This is a genomic window from Candidimonas nitroreducens (assembly GCF_002209565.1).
GTDB lineage: Bacteria > Pseudomonadota > Gammaproteobacteria > Burkholderiales > Burkholderiaceae_B > Candidimonas > Candidimonas nitroreducens.
The window spans coordinates 222782-241469 of sequence record NZ_NJIH01000001.1 but is presented as its reverse complement, the minus strand read 5'-3'; the positions used below and the strand labels follow the sequence as shown (position 1 = coordinate 241469).

The window sequence follows — 18688 nt, the reverse complement described above, 5'->3', positions numbered from 1 at the left end:
ACTGATGCCTATTTGCCGGACAAGGCGCGTTCAGTCGCGGCCAGCTCGCTCATCATCCAGTCTTGATAGCTTTTCCCGGCCGGCTGGGTTTCAGTCACCCCCACCACCGCCACATGATGCTGTTGCGCGATGCGCCTGGCCCGTTCAGCGGCCTGATCCACCACCTGGCTGTTGTAGAACAGGATCTTTACGCGGGCGGTGGCCAGATCGTTTTCGAACGCCGCCATCTGGCTGGCGCTGGGTTCGGTATCGTTCATGACCGCCAGCTGGAAGCCGTTGTTGCGCATGGACAGGCCCAATGCATCGGCCATATAGCCGAATACCGGTTCGGTGGCGGTCACCGGAGTGCCGGCATATCGCGCCTTGATCTCCCGGATCTTGTCGCGCATGGGCTTGAATGACTCCAGCAAGGCATGCAGGCGCCGGCGGTAGTCTGCCCGGTTGGCCGGGTCGACGGCCTCCAGCTGTGCGCTGATCGCTTTGGCCACCGCGGGCATCGTGGCCGGGTCATACCACAAGTGGGGGTTGTCGCCCGATTTCCTGCCCAGCAGCTGTCCGGCCACGATGGCTTTGCGCTCCGGGCTCGGGGACGCGGAAAGCAGCTTGTGCATCCACGGGTCGTAATCGATGCCGTTGTACACCACCAGTCGCGCCCCGCTCAGCGCCTTGGCGGTCGATGCACTGGCTTCGAACAGATGCGGATCCTGCTCGGGATTGCTCAGGATGCTGGTGACCTGCACATGCGGGCCACCGAGCTGGTGGGCGATGTCGCCGTAAAAATTCTCGGCCGCCACGATCCGGATCGGCTCCGTGGCGCCGACCGGGAGTAAAGGCAGGCCAGTCAGCACGAGCGCCGCAACTCGCATCCAGAATCGATTCATTGCAATCTCCGTAGAAAATGCAATGTTATAACATCACATATACATTTGTCACTCGAGAGATTTCAGGAGACGGACGCGGCACTTCGTCACGACACGTTACGCATGAACGCGGCCTCGGACGTCAGTGCTGCCGATTGCCGGCAGCGCCTTGCGAAGTCAGGGTTCGGGTATGCGCGACGGCTTTTCGAACGGCTCGGGCCTGAGCCCGGCGCTGCAAATTTTTTCGCGGAGCGCGAATTTCTGGATCTTTCCCGAGGTGGTAGTGGGCATTTGCTCGATGAAGAACCATTGCACGGGAGCTTTGTAGCCGGCCAGCCGGCTGCGGCAATAAAAAAACAGCTCTTGTACGTCGGGGCGGGCCACATCGGGGTTCAATCTGATGACGGCGGCCACGACTTCGCCCCACTGGGAATCCGGAACCCCGACGACGCTCACTTCTTTCACGGCAGCGTGCTCGGCGAGCACATCTTCTATTTCCCTGGGGTAGATGTTTTCACCGCCACGGATGATGCAGTCTTTCAGGCGGCCGCGAATCCGCAAATAACCGGACGCATCCATCGAAGCGACATCGCCAGTCTTGAGCCATCCGTCTTCGGTGATCGAACCGTCCAATCCTTCAGGCAGATTGAAATAGCCATGCATGACCTGGTAGCCCCGGGCCCAGATTTCGCCGGGCTGGTCTAGCGGCAGCACTGCGCCTGAAGCCGGGTCGGCGATTTTCACTTCCATCCGGGGAGAAGGCCGTCCGATCGTGCTGGTCTGGCGCTCGACGGTGTCGTCGGGAGAGGTCTGGCATACGACGCCGTTGAGTTCAGTTTGGCCGAAGGTAATGGTGAATCGGCACTCCAGTTCTTCACGCGCACGCCTCACCAGCGATTCCGGCAAGGGCGAGCCGCCGCTCATCAGCGTGCGCAGCGAGGCCAGATTGCGCCTGCCGCGGTCGGGGTGTTCCAGGATGCGGATCACCATCGTGGGAACGGCGTGCAGGTGCTGCACCTGCTCTTGTTCGATAATGCGCAGCATGTCTGCGGCGTCGAAGGTCGGCTGCAGCACGAACGTGCCCCGCGAAGTCATGGCGCCCAGCTGACTGCCGGCGCAGCCGCCGACGTGAAACAGCGGCATGGCGGTCGCCCACACGCCGCCTTCGGGGAATCGTGCCCGCTGCGCGGCAAAGCGAGAGGCGTTGATAATTCCCAGGTGATGCAGCTGGGCCCCCTTTGGTTTGCCCGTGGTTCCGGACGTGAACTGGATCTGCACGATGTCGCGCGGCGCCACGCGGGGCAGCTCGCAATCGGGGTTTTCCAGGTTCAGGAAGCCATCCCAGTCCGCCAGATCGAAGGAATACCCGAGACTGGGGATCTGGGCCCGCAGCCTACGGACGATGGCTGCCATGTCCGTGTTGCGGTATTGGGCCGCGTGAAAAATCCCCACGGCACCGGATGCCCGCAGGACATGGCAGACCTCGGCTTCCAGATAAGCGGGGTTGACGGTCACCAGGATTATGCCCGCCAGTGCGGCACCATGTTGCAGCAGCACCCATTCTGCGCTGTTCGGCGCCCAGACCGCGACGCGGTCGCCCGGCTTGAAATGCGCGAGCAGCGCCCGGGCGGCGCGTTGCCCGCACAACAGCAGCTCGCTGTACTTCCAGCGACGCGTCTTTTCAGGCAGCGATTCGGCGAAGCCGATTCGATCGGGACACTCGCGCGCAAGCGTTTCCAGCAGCTCGCCCAAGCTGAGTTCCCATAGCGGCGGTTGATCGCCGGATGCCCAGTATGAGCTGGTCAGTGTTATGTCTTGCATCGTTGGAGTTCTATGTAGTTGACAGGTTGTCTTTTAAATGGGTCACCCAATTTTCAAGGCTGGAGCGCACAAAGTCAACCATGTCTGTCGAAATTTTTTTTGTTTGACGCAGCATATGTGCTTAAGCAATAATTAATGGGTGACCCAAATATGCAAGCAAGGCTAGCCTGCAAAACGCCGGGTTGTCGCCGGGAGCGACAACCCGCGCAACGATGCGGCAATCGGAACCGGATGGCAGCCTGCCGCTAGCAACACAAAGGACTTCGACAATGCAAAAGACCTCAACCGAGCCGCACCGGGAGAACAAAACTGGCGGCCCGCTCAATGGTGTACGGGTGGTGGAATTCGGCCACTGGATGGCGGGCCCGCTGGCCGGCGGCTTGTTGTGTGATTGGGGGGCGGACGTCATCAAGGTCGAACCACCCGGCGGAGAGCCGATGCGCACGATTTTTGCGCGCATGGGCGCGCGTGATGGAACGCCAAACGCCGCCTTCACGCTCGCCAATCGGGGCAAGCGGTCGGTCGTCATCGACATCAAGGCTCCACAGGGCCGGCAGGCCTTCGAGACGCTGCTGCAAGGCAGCGACGTATTGCTGACCAACCTGAAGCCCGATGCCCTGGAGCGACTGGGCCTGAGCCCGGATGCCGTACGCAATCGCCACGGCCACCTGGTGTATTGCACCGTCAGCGCATACGGCTGGGGCGGGCCCGACCAGGATCGTCCCGGCTACGACATTGCCGCCTTCTTCGGCAGAACCGGCATCGCGCACGAAATCACCACCGAGGGCACAGCCCCGCCCGCCCTGTTGCAGGGAATTGGCGATGCCTTCACCGCGCTCAGCGCTGCAACCGGGATTCTTGCCACGTTGCTCGAACGGCAGAAGACAGGCCACGGCCGCTTCGTCGAGGCTTCGCTGCTGCGTACCGGCATGTGGGCGCTGGGCAGCGAGCTTGGGCAGCAGGCGCTTGGGGGACATCCCCGGCCGCCCCGGCCGCGCGAGCAGTCGAGAACCCCGATGTACAACTCATACTGCACCGCCGACAAGCGCTGGTTCTTTCTCGTAGGTGTTGAAGCGCGGCGGCACCTGCCCAACGTGCTGCAGGCCATCGGCCGTGAAGACCTGATCGGCGATGTACGGTTTCAGTCGCCCCGTTCGATCGCCGCCCATAGCAGCGAACTGATCCGGCTGCTCGACAAGGCGTTCGGCGGCCAGACCCTGAGCTACTGGAAAGACCGGTTCGACGAGCATCAGGTCTGGTGGGCGCCGGTTCAAACCCCCGAAGAAGTATTGACCGACCCGCAAGCCGCCGCAATTGGAGCCTGGGTGGAAGTCGACGGAGAAAAATCCGTCGACAACCCGCTACGCTTCGATCTCGCCCGCCGTTCGCGTGCGCCAGGGGCGCCAGCCACCGGGGCGCACACGGCCGAGGTTCTGGCCGAATTCGGCCTCCCCGAAGAAACGATCCAGCAATTGCTGGCGCAGGCGGTATCCAAAGAAGGTGAAGCATGACACAAGCCCATCGCTCCATCTGGGGCCGCGAAATTGAACAAACCAAAGTGCGTGGCAACCCATGCCGGGTATATCGAAACCGGCCGCATTGCGTCGCGCAGTTGCTGGCGGATGCCGCCCAGCGCTGGGGCACGCGTGAATTCGTCGTCGAAGGCCGGCGCCGCTTGAGCTTTACTGCATTCTCCAACGCGGTGGATCGAACAGCTGGGGTATTGCATAGCCGCGGCGTCGGGCCGGAAAGCCGGGTGGTGCTGCTGGCCTACAACAGCATCGAGTGGCTTGCCGCCTTCTGGGCGATCCAGAAGCTGGGCGGTGTAGCGGTGCTCGCCAACGCCTGGTGGAGTGCAGAAGAAGTGCGGGCAGCGCTGACAGAAATCGAGCCGGCCCTGGTGGTAGCCGACCAACCCGGCAAGCGCGGCCTTGCGCCAGCCGACGCAGTGCTGGACATCGGAATGCTACGCGTTGCAGCCGACACCGCAACGCAGCCCGAACCGCTTTCCACGCAGGAGGTTGACGAAGACTCGCTGTCGGTCATCATGTTCAGTTCCGGCACTACCGGACGCGCCAAGGGCGTGCTGATGTCGCATCGCGGCCTGATCGCGAATATCCAGAACCTGCTCGTTCTGACGGGCCGGCTGCCCGATGAGCTGCCCGCTGACGCGACCGGCACGGTCAGTCTGCTTACCGTACCGCTATTCCATCTTGCGGGCGTCCAGGTCAGTATCTCGACATTGTTGTCGGGTGGCAAGCTGGTGCTGCTGGAAGGCCGCTTCGAGGCCGAGGCGGTGCTGAAGCTGGTCGAGCGCGAACGCGTCAGAGTGTGGGGCAGCATCCCTACCATGGTTTCGCGTGTCCTGGATCATCCACAACTCGAACGCTTCGATGTATCGACGCTGCGATCGATTCCCATGGGAGGCGCGGCGATCTCCCCTACCCTGCGCGAGCGGGTTCAACGTGCCTTCCCGGGCGTGAAGAAAAGCGTTGGAAGCCTGTATGGCTGCACCGAGGCCGGCGGTGTCGTCGCCGCCGGCTCCGCGACCGACCTGCAGAATCGCCCCGGTTGCGTGGGCAGGCCATTGCCCGTGGTCGAGATGAAGATTGCCAATCCGAATGCCGACGGCATCGGAGAAATCAAAGTTCGCACGCCGACCGCGACCCTGGGCTGCTGGGCAGACCCCACGCCGGTGGCGGATGCGGCAGGCTGGATCGGCACCGGCGACCTGGGGTGGCTGCAGGACGGTTTTCTATACCTGAGCGGCCGCTCGAAAGACATTGTGATCCGTGCCGGAGAAAACGTGGCATGCGCGCATGTGGAGCAATGCCTTGCCCGGCACCCTGCCGTTCGCGAAGTGGCGGTCATCCCGATGCCGCATGCCGACCTCGGGGAAGAAGTCGCGGCGGTCGTCGCGCTTCGCCCAGGATGCAGTGCCGACATAGAAGAGTTGACTGCGTATGCGCTGAACCGGCTCGGAAAATTCCAAGTGCCTTCCCGCTGGTGGCTGCGCAGCGAGGCACTGCCAACGAACGCCTCTGGGAAGATTGCCAAGTCGGAACTGCGGGCGAACTGGGCCGGGGACTGACGCCACGCATGGATCGGGCCGCGACGAGCCCACGCTTGCCGGTACACATGCAGACGGAGCCTGGCCCGCCCGAACCTGCTGGTGTCTCATAGTACACTTCGCAAGCGTACCCGGCCTAAAACTGAGCTACAGCGTGCAGAGATCATCCATGAGCAATTCTTCCACCAGGGCCACTCCCAGGGTTCGCAAGACCAAGCATATTGCGTTCAAACCGGTCGACGATGGCATCCGCCCCGCCGATGCCATTCAGGCACAGATACGCGGCATGATCAGTTCGCGTACGCTCAAAGCCGGCGACCGCCTGCCCTCCGAGCGAGATCTCGCCGAACAATTTTCCGTCAGCCGGAATTCTGTACGCCAGGCGCTGCGCTCATTGACCGACAGCGGCCTGCTCGATGTAAAAAAAGGCGCCAGCGGCGGCGCTTTCATCAGGGATGGAGGCGGCGACGCGGTTCGAGCCGGCCTGGGGGATCTGTACTCGCTGGGCACGATCCAGCCGACCCACCTTACCGAGGCGCGCCTGCTCATCGGCGTCGAAATCGTCCGCCTGGCATGCGAGCGCCGCACCGACGAAGAACTCGAAGAACTCGAAGCCAATGTGCGGGCGGCTAAAGCCGCGGTGCAGGCCGGAGACGTCAAGCGGCGCACTCAGGTGAACCTCGAGTTCTACCAGGTCTTGGCGCGCATGACGCACAATCCTCTCCTGGAAATCATCACCGATGCGGTTCTGGCCATGACGCAACGATTCGTAGAAGAATTCATGCGCACCACCGATGCCACCGTCATGCCATTTCGATACAAACTCTTGGCCGATCTGAAAGCTCAGGACGCCGACGCCGCGGCAGAGAAGATGCGGGAACACCTGCTCAGGCTACAGAAGATCTATTTGGCAGAGGCTACAGCCCGCTCGCGCCCTCGTTCCCGTCCGGCGCGGACATCCGCGCCGCGCTGACGCGGCAAACCTTTCCCCCGAAGCTTCCGCGGGACGCTGTCGAACCGGACGGCGCGCTGCTCTAAGTGCGCATTGCCTGCCCACTGCAAACCATTGCAGCGGGTTGTGATCCGGGCTGCCGGACAGGTTTCAACGGCCCGAACCTGCCGCATCGGGCGCACCCTCATTTCTCCCTATCGCCTTAATTCCGGACAGTCGGAAATACGCGCCGAATTGCACAATCCCCGCATATCGGCATTGACATCCAGTTTGCCAGAGAGGACAATGGGTCATCCATTAAGATCCGGAGTACAGCCCCATGACCGACAGCGTGATTGTCGAGAAAGATGGCAGCATTGCCCGCTTGATTCTCAACCGCCCGGAAAAACATAATGCACTGCGCTTCGACGACCTCGACAAGCTGGTCGAAGCCCTGCACTCGGCCGAAGACGACGACGACATCAAAGTAATCATCCTCAAGGGCAACGGCCCTTCTTTCTGCGCCGGCCATGATTACAACGACGCCTTGCGTTTGTACGGGCTGGACGCCGCGCGGTCTGAAGCGAAGCCGCGCAGGCCCAGTATTCGTTCCCGCCTGCTGCGGGATCGCAAGCTGGGCATGAATTACATGGCATTCCAGAATTCCATGAAACCCATCATCGCGCAGGTGCATGGCCACTGCACAGGGGTCGGAATGTACATCGTCGAACTGGTCGACCTTGCCATCGCCGAAGACGGCACGCGCTTCAGCCACGCGGAACAGCGCCTGGGCCTGGCGGGCAATACCTGGCACATGAACAGCCAGATCCTGATGTACGGGGCGAAAAAGGCCCGCGAGCTCATGCTGCTGGGCGATGAGTTCAACGGCCCGGCCGCCGAAGCCCTGGGCCTGGTCAACCGTTCCGTGCCGGCAGAGCAGCTCGAAGACACAGTTGAAGACTGGGCACAGCGAATATCCCGGCACGCGCGCGATGCGCTGGTCACCGGCAAGGCCATGCACCAGATGGCCATGGAGAATCTCGGCGCCGCCGAGCAATTCGGCCGCGGCTACGTGGGTCACACGCTGGGCACCAGCCTGCGCCTGGAGCCCGACGAATTCAACTTCGTGCGCGAACGCAGCCTGGAAGGCACCACGGCCACCTTCAAAGAACGCGACAAGCACTTCAAGAACTGAGAGGCGCAAAGATGGAACTGCATGTCACCCAGCATGAAATCAAGGACGGCGTGGGCTTGCTGCGCTTGAACCGGCCAGAGCGCGGCAACTCGTGGACGCATCGTATGAATGCGGAATACAAAGAAATCATCGAGTCGTTCGAGCGCGACCCCGCAGTCCGCGTCATCGTGGTGACCGGCGCCGGCCGGGCGTTCTGCGTGGGTGCCGACTTCCGCGCGCTCGAGCATCACCAGGACTCTAAAAAAGACTATATCCAGGCGTCGGCCGAACTCGAGATGGCGACGCCCGGCCATGGCATACACCCCGAGTTCGACCACGAACTGATCTGGCATTGGGGCCTTTCGAAGCCGGTCATCGCCGCCATCAATGGTGCATGCGCCGGCATTGCCGTGGCGCTGGCGGCCTTCTGCGACCTGCGGTTTGCCGCTGCGGGCGCCAAGATCACCACCTCCACCGCCAGGCTGGGCCTGCCGGCCGAGTATGGCCTGTCGTGGATACTGCCGCGGCTTATCGGCCTGGCGCCAGCCGTCGACATCTTGCTCACCGGGCGCGTGGTGCCGGCAGAAGAAATGCACGCGTTGGGCTTTCTGCACGGCGTCTTGCCGCGCGAAGACTTTGAACAGCAGGTACTTGCCAGGGCCAGGGAAATGGCCGCCGCGGTCTCGCCGATAGCAGTGAAGACGATGAAACGGCAAATCTATGCCGAACAACTGCACCTCATGCCAGGTGCCGCGATCGAAAAATCGAGAGAACTTACCGCGCAACTGCTCAAGCACCCCGACTGCCGCGAAGGCGTAGCGGCGATGAAAGACAAACGCGTGGCGTCATTTCTTCCGCTATCCGCCACGCAATAGAATCCATGGCATCGGCGCCGCCAGTAGCGAAGATGCGTTATTGCCTGCTCTTCGAGAGAAAACATGAAATCGCTATCGAAATTCCTGCTTTGTCCATTGTTCTGCGCCGCGGTCGCCGCTACCGCTACAGCCGCAGAAACAAATGCCTACCCGTCCGACAAGATCACGGTCGTCATCCCCTACTCTCCAGGCAACGGCCTGGATCTTCTGGGCCGCCAGTTCGCGGAGGCGCTCAGGCAGCAGATGAACGTTCCGTTTATCGTGGAAAACCGCGATGGCGCCGCCGGCGCCATCGGTACGCTGCATGCGGCGCGGGCAAAAGCCGACGGCTACACATTGCTGTTCACCGCCAACCCGCCTTTTCTGACCGCACCGCTTGCAGTGGGGAAGCCGCCTTATGATCCCCTGAAGTCGTTCATTCCGGTGGCCCGTGTCGCAACCGCGCCCTTGGTGCTTGTCGTCAGCAGCAAGCAACCGATCCACGACGTGGCGCAGCTCAAGGAATTCGCTGTAAAAAATCCGCAGCAAGCCAATTACGCGTCCGCCGGCATAGGCTCTCCGGGTCAGATCTACGGCGAGCTGCTGAATCAGGCCATGGGCATAAAGATGCAAGAAATCCGCTACAAGGCCACCGGGCAGGCACTGCTGGATGTGATGGCCGGCAACGTGCTCACGAGCCTTATTTCCATGTCGGCGGCGGCGTCACACATCGAGAATGGCGAGCTGCGAGCCTTGGCGGTGGGATCGACACAAAGAATCGCCGGATTCCAGAACGTCCCGACGCTGGCTGAAGCCCTGGGCCGGAAGGATTTCGAAGCGAGCGTCTGGTATGGCTTTCTTGCGCCGGCCGGCACGCCTGGCGATAGAATCGCCATGCTCAACCGCCAGGTGGCGCACGCTGCGGAAAGCGCCAAGATCCAGGACTTCCTGCACCGGCAGTTCATGGTGCGGGACGTGCAGGACTCCGCGCACTTCTCAAGCTCGATGCAGCACGAACTGCAAATATCCAAGAAATTGGTGCAACAAGCCAATTTGCGCGCCAAATGACGGCGCCACGGCCCGCTCGCGCCAGACGCCGTTGAACGCCGCACCGCGGCTTTCCGCCCCGGGTATGCCCTGAATGCCGCCGCCGGCAAAAGCGGCGCTGCAGCCCGCCCCGGCCGCGGAATGAACGTAAAGAGTCACAAGCAGGAGACACCACAAACATGATTACCAGCGATGACATTGAGTTTCACCCCAATGCCCCGACGAATCGCCTCTGGACGGAAACTACCTATCTGGCTTTCAACGTGCCGGAAGCAGCCCTGCAAGGCACTCTTTACGTATTGGCCCGCCCCAATATGGGGGTTGCCTTGTCTTCCGTAGTGATCGCCAGAGGCATCCGCCGGCATCCGCACGAGGTGGATTTCTGCGACCCGCAGATCCACCTGCCCTGCCCAGCTGCCTATTCGCGCTTCAAGCTGGAAAACGGGCTGGCGCTGGAGGCGTCCTCTTTGACCGACTGGCATTTCACGTACGAGCACCAGCTGGGCGCATGCCGCTTCGACCTGACACTAAATGGAGCGCATCGCCCTTACGACGCCGCGGATCCCGCAGAAAATCCTTTGTCGGGCGCCACGCCGCATACCGATCCGCGCGTAGGAGACGCCTGGTCGAACGGCCACTTCGATCTGAAAGGACGCATTACCGGCAGCCTAGAGCTGTACGGCAAGTCGTACCAGATAGACTGCCACGAAGGCATGGATCGCAGTTGGGGCCCGCGCAACGAAACGCCCAACCGGGCATCGGCCTATATCTCGGCGAACTTTGGTGACGAAATGGCGATGTGGCTGACCATGCCGCTGAACATTTCATCGGGCGGAAAAGTTTCCTACGACACGCCTCGCAGCGGATTCATCGTCGAAGGCAGTGTGGTCACCCCTATCGTCGAAGCCGCGGTTCGCGCCACCACCGTCGACATGCTGGCCATGAATGACCATATCGTGGTGGTCGATGCCAAAGGCCGTCGCTTCGAGTTGTACGGCAGCGCGATAGGCACGCGTCCCATGGGCTCGGTAAATCCGTCGATTTCCGCGTTCCTGTCCCTGATGCGCTATCAATGGCGGGGCAAGGTGGGCCACGGCGGCCACGGGAAGCTGTTCGGCCAGACCTATCTTGGACGGCACATGTCGGGCGCGGAGGCAGAACAATGATTTCTTCCATTCATGCCGGCGGCGCTAGTGCGCCTGCCGACCTGCGCGACAATCCCACGCCGGAATTCATCGAGGCGCTCAGGCGCCGCTTCCCGACCGACCCGGAAACGGACGCACTGCTGGTCAGGAAAATGCGGCGGCGCAGCGGCCCGCCATACCAGTACATCACGCTGGACGAGATGATCGGGCGTCTGCGGCACATGCTGGCCGATGTGATTCACGGCGCGTTCGAGATCGCGGAGCCGAAATGGCTCACGGGCGGGGCCTCGAAAGTGCAAATGGCCTTCAAGCTGAACTGGACGGATCCCGCTCGAGGCCCGAGCAACGACCATCTGGTGATCCGCATGGATCCGTCCGAGGCATCCAATACGACCAGCCGAGTCAGGGAGGCCGAGTTGCTAGATGCCTTCCAGGATATCCTGCCCGTGCCCAAGGTGTTCTGGCTGGACGCCGAAGGCAGGTGGTTTCCAGAGCCTGCGATCATCTATTCGTTCGTGCATGGCGTCACGCGTCCACGCCACGGGACAGCGGGGCGCATCGTCGGGCTGGGCACGAATTTCGGGCCGGCGTTGCGCGAGACATTGGCGCCGCAGTTCCTTCAGCATCTGGCCGCCATTCATACCGCCGATGTGGCCCGTATGAGCTTCACCACCATGGCGCCGCCTGCCGTCAATACTGATGAATGCGCCCGCCTGCAATTGAACCGGGCGCGGCGGGTATGGGAAGAAGACCGCGCCGAAGCGTTTCCCTTGATGGAAGTTGCCGCCAATTGGCTGGAACGAAACCTGCCTATTCTGGATCGGGTCAGCGTGGTTCATGGGGACTACCGCAGCGGCAATTTTCTGTTCGATGAATCCAGCGGCAAGATAACGGCCTGGCTGGATTGGGAGCGAGGACATCTGGGCGACCGCCATCGCGACCTGGCGTGGCTGACACAAAAAGAAAAAGGGCATGTGTCGGAGGACGGGAAGACCTATCTGGTGTGCGGCCTGATTCCTCTGGACGAGTTCAACGAGCGCTATGCAAAGGCGTCGGGGCTGCCTATTTTGCAAGACCGGCTGACGTTCTACCGAATCTTGAATTGCTATCAAATCATCACGACGGTGCTGGCTACGGCCAACCGGGTCGCGAAGCTGGGAAAATCCCACCAGGATGTCCTGCTTGCGCGCTTGAAGGGCATTGCTCCCGTCATCGCCAAAGAACTGAGCGACCTGCTCGAGGAGCACATCTGATGGATCAGACCAAAGTCAGTCTGCGTTCCGTGGCCAGGGCCTTGTCCGATGTGGTCGCGCCCGCCGTGGATCGGCACAATGCGCAGGCGCAAGAGCAACTGCGGCTGGCCATAGACTGTATCGAATTCGTGGCCGGACGCATCGACCATCTTTATGATCGCGAACGGTTCGAATTGCGCCAGCATCTTGCCATGGGCAAGGCGCTGCTGGCCGTTGCCGGCGCAAGCGCGTCATCCGAGTTTCAGAGCCTGTCTGGCGCGGTTCAAGCCGGCCAGGATGCCCTGGGCCGGGCGCCCGCCTTGCCGCGCCTGCGCGAGGCCGGCGCGGCACTGGCGGAATCGGTCTGTGCCTTCATCCGCGCAGCCTCGGCGCTGCCGGAGCCCGTATGCGCTCAAGTAGAACGCACCGTCATCCACGCCAGCAAGCCGCGCATTGAATTCGAGCGATCCTGGTATGCCCCGCTGGGTTTCAATCCCGACGAAGCGGACGTTAAACCTCTCGCAGAAGTATTGCAATTTTGACCACTTCCCCTCTTCCCGCTTGGCATTCCGCCTACGCGAGAGTACGCAAATAAGACTCATGATCCGACAGGAGACAGCATAATGATGAAAAAGGCCATTTACTCCTTGGCATTACCGGCACTGCTGGCTTGCAGCAGCACACAGGCGGCAGAGCAGGCCTCCGGCCACAGCATTACGCTGGTGGTGCCGCACGCCGCCGGCACCGGTGTGGACGGCGTGGCTCGCGGGTTCGCACCTGCACTGGAAAAAGCGCTCGGCACGGCCATCGTCGTGGAAAACCGCGCAGGCGCAAATGGCGCTATTGGCTCGATGGCAGTTGCCCGCGCGGCACCCGATGGCCATACCTTGATGCTCAACGCAAACCCTCCGTTCATTACCTACCCGCTGACCCAAAAAAAGCCGCTGTACAACCCTTTGCGGGATTTCACCCCCATCGCTCGGGTGGGAACCGTACCGATGGTGCTGGTCGTTTCCGCCAGCAGCGGCATCAAGAACTTTGCCCAGTTCGAGGAATACATCAAGAACCACCCTGACATAGCAAACTATGCGTCGCCCGGTAGCGGCTCGGCCGGCTACCTTGCCATGGAACGGCTCAAGACCAGCCAGGGCATCAAGATTGTAGAAGTGCTGTACAAGTCGACTCCGCAATCACTGATCGACGTTTCCGCCGGCAATGTGTTGGCGGCGTTCGCATCGGTTCCCGCGGCGATTCCTTTGCTGCAGGCAGGCAAGCTCAGGCCTCTGGCGGTGGGTTCGGCGGTTCGCGTTGCACAGCTGCCCGAGGTACCCACTCTTATAGAGGCAACCGGGCAAAAGGATTTTCTTGCGGTGGTGTGGTACGGTTTTTTCGCACCGGCCAAGCTGCCCGCGCCGACATTGGCCAAACTGTACGCGGCAACGAAGCAGGCGTTCGGCGCGCCGTCGACGCAACAGGCCATGGCCAATCTCAGCATTGTCCCAGAGCTTCAGTCTCCGCAGGCCTTCCGGCAAACCTATGAACAGGATGTGTCGAACGCACAGAAAATCATGAAAGCCACCTACCACTGAGCCTGTTGGCGTGCTTCGCATGCTCGGGGTTTGTCTGTCTTGCAAGGAGCCGGCCAAAAACAAGCAAGAACCCGGCCTCGAGAGATGATGGGCGCATGCCGCACACGGTACCGGCGGACGATGCAGTATAGTTTGGCCGAAGGCCGCCGCACGGCGAGCCTTTGAGCCCGTCCAAGCAATCTGCGGGGATTGCCGCCGGGCCTCATGCCGACAAACAGGTACAGTAACGGGAGCCTTGTGTGGCCTTGAGCGATGAAGAACTATTGCGGCTCGTCGACCGGGTCGTCGATCAGTACGACGGCAATCTGGACGAGCTGGAAAGCGCCGTCGGCATGCTGATGCTGGGGCGCTACTATGGCTGGCGCGTATTGCTGCTGGTGCACAGCCCCAATACGGTCAGGAAATACCAGAAGATCCTCGGGCTCAAGTCTCTTAAAGATGTCTTGCCCGAAGTGGGCATGCTGGCGCACCGATCCGACGCCTGGCGCTTGGTGGAAGGCACGCGCAATTTCTGGAAGGCGGTGCGCGGCCAGATAGGCGGCGTGCGCAGCCCGCGCGTCGACAAGTCGCCCTGAAACAAGCCACACTGAAACCAGGCACACTGAGCCCCCGTGCTTGGCACACTACTGCCGTATCAACGGAATATAGATACTTCCTTGCGCCAGCGCGTAGCCAGCTGGAACAGGGGGGCAAACGCCAGGGCCGCCAAGAGCCCGAGATGCCAGATGTGGTTCGACAAGAGCTGGGCGACGGCCATTGCCCACTGAGCGTCGGCATGCGCGCCCGCATAGCTGCGGAACAAATGCTCCAGGCCCGTAAGCAGCGCCTGCACCGACATCAACACCAGCAGGCACGATGAAAGCTGGAAGGCCAGTTGCATGCCTCTGCGCATGCGCTTGCGTATAGCCCACAGCAGGCACAGCCCGACCATTACTCCGACGCCAAGCAGGCTCCCCGCCCAGGCGTCGAAGGCGCCGTCCCAACCGGCGATCAGGCTCAGGAAGAACACCGCCTCCATCGACTCGCGCAGAACCACGAAGGCCGAAAAAACGAACGGGGCTGCCGGCAGCGCTGCACTGTCCACCCAGGCGTCCAGCGCGCGCGAGGTGCGCCTGCGGATGGCCGCGGCCGAGCCGACCGATTCCATGATGATGAAGCCTATGGCCAAAGACGCAAAAATGGTCAGCAGCGCATGTTCTTCGCCCGACAGGGCCCTGCCCGGCCACGCCAGGGTGAGCGCCAGACTCGCCAGGCCTCCGGCGACCACGCCATAGATCACCAGGGGCAAGAGCCTGCCCTTCCCTGCCTTGTGCAGCTCTACGCACACGGTGCCGATGATGAACAATGCTTCGGCTGTCTCGCGGGTCAACACGATGAGGGAATCGAGCATGTCAGGGATTCAGGGCTGTCGTATAGCGGGAATAGTACTGGAATCCGAGTCGTAAAGCTTTTGGGCCCGCCTCGAGCATGACAGCGGGTTTTCCCTAAATACGCTCATAAAGCACGCATTTTATTTTCATCGAAATAAATAATAAATACATATAAATCAATTATTTATCATTGATAAATCAGTAAATAGTAGAACTTGACAGACTACTATTTTGGCGAGTAGAGTCTCGAACTGCTAATCATTGCTATTTGCACTTTTGAAAATAATACGAGGGGCTTTGAAGATCATCGACCCAGCAAAACAGCCCTGCTCGTGGACTCAGCGCCGCCGGCTGCGCCGGTTCTCGCATGGCCGAGCCGCTTCGAGCGCCGAGGCGCAATGCGCCGGCAACTCATTCACGAATATCGCCACGACCGCCAGTTCACCAGCCTGTTGAAAATCCGGCCGAGGGGCCGGATTGATCCCAATCGAATCGCCATATCCTGGAGCGAAACCCATGAACTTCAAATTCTCGTCTGCGGCATTCACACTTTGCGCCGCGCTGCTCGTCCCTTCGGTGCATGCAGCCGTCACGCCGCTCGAGCTCGTCAAGCCGATTGCCGACTACAAAGTGTATGTAATCAGCGAAGTCGATCAGCTCGTCGCCGGCACGCACAAATTCACCGACGCCATCAAGCGCGGCGACCTCGCCCAGGCCAAAGCGCTGTATGCGCCCACTCGCGTGCACTATGAAAGCATAGAGCCGATTGCGGAGCTGTTCTCCGACCTGGATGCCTCCATAGACTCGCGCGCCGACGACCACGAGAAGCGCGAAAAAGACCCCGGATTCACGGGCTTTCATCGCATCGAATACGCCCTCTATACCGAGAACACCACCAAGGGCCTGGACGATCTTGCCGACAGGTTGATGAAGGACGTGCTCGATCTGCAAAGCAAGGTCAAAGGGCTGGTATTTCCTCCCTCGAAAGTAGTAGGCGGCGCCGCCGGCCTGATGGAAGAAGTCGCGGCCACCAAGGTTTCGGGGGAAGAGGATCGCTACAGCCACACCGATCTCTACGACTTCCAGGGCAATGTCGACGGCTCCCAGAAAATCGTCAAGCTGCTCGCCCCTTTGATCAAGCGCGAGAAGCCGGCCTTTCTCGAAAAGGTCAATAGCAACTTCGCGACCGTAGACAAGATCCTGGCCAAATACCGCAAGCCCGATGGCAGTTTCGAAACCTACGACAAACTGACCGAATCGGACAAGAAGGCTTTGGTCGGCCCGGTGCAGCTGCTTGCCGAAGACCTTTCCCAACTACGCGGGATCCTGGGCCTGAAATAAGCACAAATAGATTGAAAAACAGGTGAACCTATGAACGACTCCAGCTTGTATCGATCGGCCGCGGCCGCCCTGGTGGCGCTTTCGGGCATGGTCGGCGCCGCGGCGCCGGCGCTCGCGGCCGACTCCGGGGGCTCCGGGCAGCCCGCAGCCTCCACCCCTTCCATCTGGGAACGAAGCACCTTGACGGGCGACTGGGGTGGCACCCGCACTGCCCTGTCCGATCACGGCGTCGACCTGTCCCTGAACTACATCGGTGAAACGCTGGGCGTGCTGTCCGGCGGGCTCAGTCGCGAGCAAAGCTACGAAGGCCGCGTCGAGTTGTCAGTGGACGCCGATCTGCAGAAGCTCATGAACTGGGAAGGCGGCAAAGCGCACTTCACCATCTACAACATCAACAACGGCGGCAGGAACGCCGCCCAGAACGTGGGCTCGATTGCCGATCCGAGCAATATCGACGCGTATCGCACCACACGGCTGTTCACGGCATGGCTGGAACAAAGCCTGTTCAATGACCGTTTTTCCATACGCCTGGGCCAGCTCGCCGCCGACGACGAATTTCTGACCAGCGATACGGCCGGGGGCCTGATCAACGGAACGTTCGGCTGGGCGGGCTTGATGGCCGCCAACATGACCAACGGCGGGCCGGCCTACCCTCTCGCGACACCGGGGGTAAGGCTGAAATTCCAGGCCAACGACCAGGTCTCGGCACTGGTCGGCGTCTTCAACGGCGACCCCGCGGGCAAAGACTGCGACGACGACCCGCAGAAGTGCAACCGGCACGGCACCAAGTTTCCCCTCGATGGCGGCACCTTGTTGATGGGAGAATTGCAATATCGCGCCAATCAAGCCAAGGACGCTACGGGCCTGCCCGGCACCTACAAGCTGGGTGCCTGGTATTCGGACAACAAATTTGCCGACCAGCGCTACGGGCTGGATGCCGCCGGCGCCACGGTGTCGCTTGCCGATCCGTCGCTGGACAGCGCTAAAAATCACCGCGGCGACTGGGGCCTGTACGGCGTCGCCGACCAGATGATCTGGCGCGGACACGACAGCAGCGTCAATGCTTTCGTGCGCGGCGGGTTTTCGCCGTCCAACCGCAACCTCATTTCTTATTATGTGGACGGCGGCCTGGGCTGGAAGGGGCCGTTTGCGGGCCGCCCCGACGACACCCTGACGTTCGGCGTGGCCTATGCCAAAATCAGCGACGACGCCGTCAACGCCGATCGGGACGCTCTGGCGATCAGCGGCCCCCCCTATGCAGTGCGCAGCAGCGAAACCGTGCTGGAACTGAACTACACGGCGCACATCACGCCATGGTGGACGATCCAGCCAGATCTGCAATACATCATGCATCCCAACGGCGGCCAGAACCCCGACGACCCCACACAAGGACTGAATCATGCATTCGTGGTGGGCCTGCGCACGACCATCGCGTTCTAGTCCCGCAGCCCGCTTACCCTGAAAGAGATGTCGCACTAGTAGGCAAACAGGCGCCAAGCCGGGCGCGCGCGAGGCCGCCCGGCCCGACTCCGCTACCATGTGTTAGGCTGCCACTCGCTGCCCTTGCCGTCCTTGAGCACGCCGATCTTGATCAAGGTATCGGTCTCGAAATAATAAGGCGGCACCGGCAGGTTCAGCGGCGCCGGGAAATTCGCCAGCACCCTGCCCGAAAGATCGTATTGCGAGCCGTGACAGGGGCATAGGAAGCCGCCGGGCCAGCGTGCGCTCACCGAACCGGGTTCGGGCATGTAGCTGGGGATGCAGCCCAAGTGGGTGCATATGCCCACCAGTACCAGATACTCGGGATTGACCGCGCGTATGCCCTGCTGCAGGTGTAGATTGCCCATGTCCGGAGGCTGCTGCGACTGATGCGAGTACGGATCCACCAGATAGGGCACCATCTTCGGCAGCGTGGCGAGTTCTTCCTTGGAGCGGTGCACGATCCAGATCGGCCGGCCGCGCCACTGCACCGTCATCATATCGCCGACCGCAAGCTTGCTGACGTCGACTTCCACCGGGCCGGCCGCGGCCTTGGCGCGTGCGCTGGGCGTCATGGAATCCACGAACGGGATGGCCGTGGCCACGACGCCCACGGTTCCCATGGTCACCGCGGTGCCCAGCAGAATTCGGCGGCGAGCGTCGGGATCTATAGGAAGCTGGGAAGAATCTCGAATATGTACACTCATGGCTGGCACCTTAATTGCATATCGTATTAAGGTAAGTTGACCTTGCCGGCCAACGAAAGTTCCAGAGG

Annotated in this window: 17 protein-coding genes; 13 read left to right on the top strand and 4 right to left on the bottom strand. The window is 61.5% G+C overall.

The annotated features are described in order from the left end of the window. Positions 1 to 8 precede the first annotated feature (8 nt). On the bottom strand, positions 9 to 881 hold the full coding sequence (locus tag CEY11_RS01095; RefSeq protein WP_088601488.1) for a metal ABC transporter solute-binding protein, Zn/Mn family: 873 nt from the start codon (positions 879 to 881) through the stop codon (positions 9 to 11). Positions 882 to 1037: 156 nt separating this feature from the next. Then, positions 1038 to 2681, bottom strand: coding sequence for an AMP-binding protein (locus CEY11_RS01090; RefSeq protein WP_088601487.1), 1644 nt, complete (start codon positions 2679 to 2681; stop codon positions 1038 to 1040). 269 nt (positions 2682 to 2950) lie between these two features. On the opposite strand from CEY11_RS01090, the gene CEY11_RS01085 reads away from it, so the two are divergent. From CEY11_RS01085 to CEY11_RS01035, 11 genes are all read left to right on the top strand, one after another. Beyond that, positions 2951 to 4192, top strand: coding sequence for a CaiB/BaiF CoA transferase family protein (locus CEY11_RS01085; protein ID WP_158215156.1), 1242 nt, complete (start codon positions 2951 to 2953; stop codon positions 4190 to 4192). Further along, positions 4189 to 5772 (top strand): class I adenylate-forming enzyme family protein, encoded by a 1584-nt coding sequence (locus CEY11_RS01080; protein ID WP_088601485.1) that lies wholly within the window; start codon positions 4189 to 4191, stop codon positions 5770 to 5772. Before CEY11_RS01085 ends, CEY11_RS01080 begins: the two co-directional genes overlap by 4 nt. 148 nt (positions 5773 to 5920) lie before the next feature. Then, positions 5921 to 6724, top strand: a complete 804-nt coding sequence (locus CEY11_RS01075; RefSeq protein ID WP_088601484.1) for a FadR/GntR family transcriptional regulator — start codon at positions 5921 to 5923, stop codon at positions 6722 to 6724. A gap of 298 nt (positions 6725 to 7022) precedes the next feature. Beyond that, complete coding sequence (locus tag CEY11_RS01070) at positions 7023 to 7877, top strand: enoyl-CoA hydratase/isomerase family protein (RefSeq protein ID WP_088601483.1); 855 nt, start codon at positions 7023 to 7025, stop codon at positions 7875 to 7877. 11 nt (positions 7878 to 7888) lie between these two features. Then, positions 7889 to 8731, top strand: coding sequence for an enoyl-CoA hydratase-related protein (locus CEY11_RS01065; protein ID WP_088601482.1), 843 nt, complete (start codon positions 7889 to 7891; stop codon positions 8729 to 8731). Between the two features lie 63 nt (positions 8732 to 8794). After that, positions 8795 to 9778, top strand: coding sequence for a Bug family tripartite tricarboxylate transporter substrate binding protein (locus CEY11_RS01060; protein ID WP_088601481.1), 984 nt, complete (start codon positions 8795 to 8797; stop codon positions 9776 to 9778). Between the two features lie 158 nt (positions 9779 to 9936). After that, entirely contained in the window at positions 9937 to 10923 is a 987-nt protein-coding gene (locus CEY11_RS01055) for a DUF7065 domain-containing protein (protein WP_088601480.1), read from the top strand. After that, positions 10920 to 12155 carry a phosphotransferase family protein gene (locus tag CEY11_RS01050; RefSeq protein WP_088601479.1) on the top strand — a complete coding sequence of 412 codons (1236 nt, stop codon included), beginning with the start codon at positions 10920 to 10922 and terminating at the stop codon, positions 12153 to 12155. The genes CEY11_RS01055 and CEY11_RS01050 overlap by 4 nt, the downstream gene beginning before the upstream one ends. Next, entirely contained in the window at positions 12155 to 12676 is a 522-nt protein-coding gene (locus tag CEY11_RS01045; protein ID WP_088601478.1) for a hypothetical protein, read from the top strand. The genes CEY11_RS01050 and CEY11_RS01045 overlap by 1 nt, the downstream gene beginning before the upstream one ends. Before the next feature lie 183 nt (positions 12677 to 12859). Then, positions 12860 to 13723 carry a tripartite tricarboxylate transporter substrate binding protein gene (locus CEY11_RS01040; RefSeq protein ID WP_158215155.1) on the top strand — a complete coding sequence of 288 codons (864 nt, stop codon included), beginning with the start codon at positions 12860 to 12862 and terminating at the stop codon, positions 13721 to 13723. A gap of 239 nt (positions 13724 to 13962) precedes the next feature. Continuing rightward, positions 13963 to 14298, top strand: a complete 336-nt coding sequence (locus CEY11_RS01035) for a hypothetical protein (protein WP_233154657.1) — start codon at positions 13963 to 13965, stop codon at positions 14296 to 14298. 59 nt (positions 14299 to 14357) lie between these two features. Here CEY11_RS01035 and CEY11_RS01030 read toward each other — a convergent pair whose 3' ends face one another. Then, a complete protein-coding gene (locus CEY11_RS01030) occupies positions 14358 to 15113 on the bottom strand; it encodes an FTR1 family protein (RefSeq protein ID WP_088601476.1) in 756 nt (251 codons plus the stop codon). A gap of 496 nt (positions 15114 to 15609) precedes the next feature. Between CEY11_RS01030 and efeO the strand changes: the two genes are divergently transcribed. Together efeO and CEY11_RS01020 are read left to right on the top strand one after the other, a co-directional pair. Beyond that, a complete protein-coding gene (gene efeO, locus CEY11_RS01025; RefSeq protein WP_088601475.1) occupies positions 15610 to 16434 on the top strand; it encodes an iron uptake system protein EfeO in 825 nt (274 codons plus the stop codon). A 30-nt stretch (positions 16435 to 16464) separates the two neighbouring features. Further along, positions 16465 to 17874: a carbohydrate porin gene (locus CEY11_RS01020; RefSeq protein WP_088601474.1), complete on the top strand. Its 1410-nt coding sequence runs from the start codon at positions 16465 to 16467 to the stop codon at positions 17872 to 17874. A 92-nt stretch (positions 17875 to 17966) separates the two neighbouring features. Here CEY11_RS01020 and petA read toward each other — a convergent pair whose 3' ends face one another. Then, a complete protein-coding gene (petA, locus tag CEY11_RS01015; RefSeq protein WP_088601473.1) occupies positions 17967 to 18620 on the bottom strand; it encodes a ubiquinol-cytochrome c reductase iron-sulfur subunit in 654 nt (217 codons plus the stop codon). Between the last annotated feature and the right edge of the window lie 68 nt (positions 18621 to 18688).

What these genes read in the sequence shown, in the direction of transcription:
- CEY11_RS01095 (WP_088601488.1), bottom strand. Translation starts at nt 881, where the DNA reads ATGAATCGATTCTGGATGCGAGTTGCGGCGCTCGTGCTGACTGGCCTG.
- CEY11_RS01090 (WP_088601487.1), bottom strand. Translation starts at nt 2,681, where the DNA reads ATGCAAGACATAACACTGACCAGCTCATACTGGGCATCCGGCGATCAA.
- CEY11_RS01085 (WP_158215156.1), top strand. Translation starts at nt 2,951, where the DNA reads ATGCAAAAGACCTCAACCGAGCCGCACCGGGAGAACAAAACTGGCGGC.
- CEY11_RS01080 (WP_088601485.1), top strand. Translation starts at nt 4,189, where the DNA reads ATGACACAAGCCCATCGCTCCATCTGGGGCCGCGAAATTGAACAAACC.
- CEY11_RS01075 (WP_088601484.1), top strand. Translation starts at nt 5,921, where the DNA reads ATGAGCAATTCTTCCACCAGGGCCACTCCCAGGGTTCGCAAGACCAAG.
- CEY11_RS01070 (WP_088601483.1), top strand. Translation starts at nt 7,023, where the DNA reads ATGACCGACAGCGTGATTGTCGAGAAAGATGGCAGCATTGCCCGCTTG.
- CEY11_RS01065 (WP_088601482.1), top strand. Translation starts at nt 7,889, where the DNA reads ATGGAACTGCATGTCACCCAGCATGAAATCAAGGACGGCGTGGGCTTG.
- CEY11_RS01060 (WP_088601481.1), top strand. Translation starts at nt 8,795, where the DNA reads ATGAAATCGCTATCGAAATTCCTGCTTTGTCCATTGTTCTGCGCCGCG.
- CEY11_RS01055 (WP_088601480.1), top strand. Translation starts at nt 9,937, where the DNA reads ATGATTACCAGCGATGACATTGAGTTTCACCCCAATGCCCCGACGAAT.
- CEY11_RS01050 (WP_088601479.1), top strand. Translation starts at nt 10,920, where the DNA reads ATGATTTCTTCCATTCATGCCGGCGGCGCTAGTGCGCCTGCCGACCTG.
- CEY11_RS01045 (WP_088601478.1), top strand. Translation starts at nt 12,155, where the DNA reads ATGGATCAGACCAAAGTCAGTCTGCGTTCCGTGGCCAGGGCCTTGTCC.
- CEY11_RS01030 (WP_088601476.1), bottom strand. Translation starts at nt 15,113, where the DNA reads ATGCTCGATTCCCTCATCGTGTTGACCCGCGAGACAGCCGAAGCATTG.
- efeO (WP_088601475.1), top strand. Translation starts at nt 15,610, where the DNA reads ATGAACTTCAAATTCTCGTCTGCGGCATTCACACTTTGCGCCGCGCTG.
- CEY11_RS01020 (WP_088601474.1), top strand. Translation starts at nt 16,465, where the DNA reads ATGAACGACTCCAGCTTGTATCGATCGGCCGCGGCCGCCCTGGTGGCG.
- petA (WP_088601473.1), bottom strand. Translation starts at nt 18,620, where the DNA reads ATGAGTGTACATATTCGAGATTCTTCCCAGCTTCCTATAGATCCCGAC.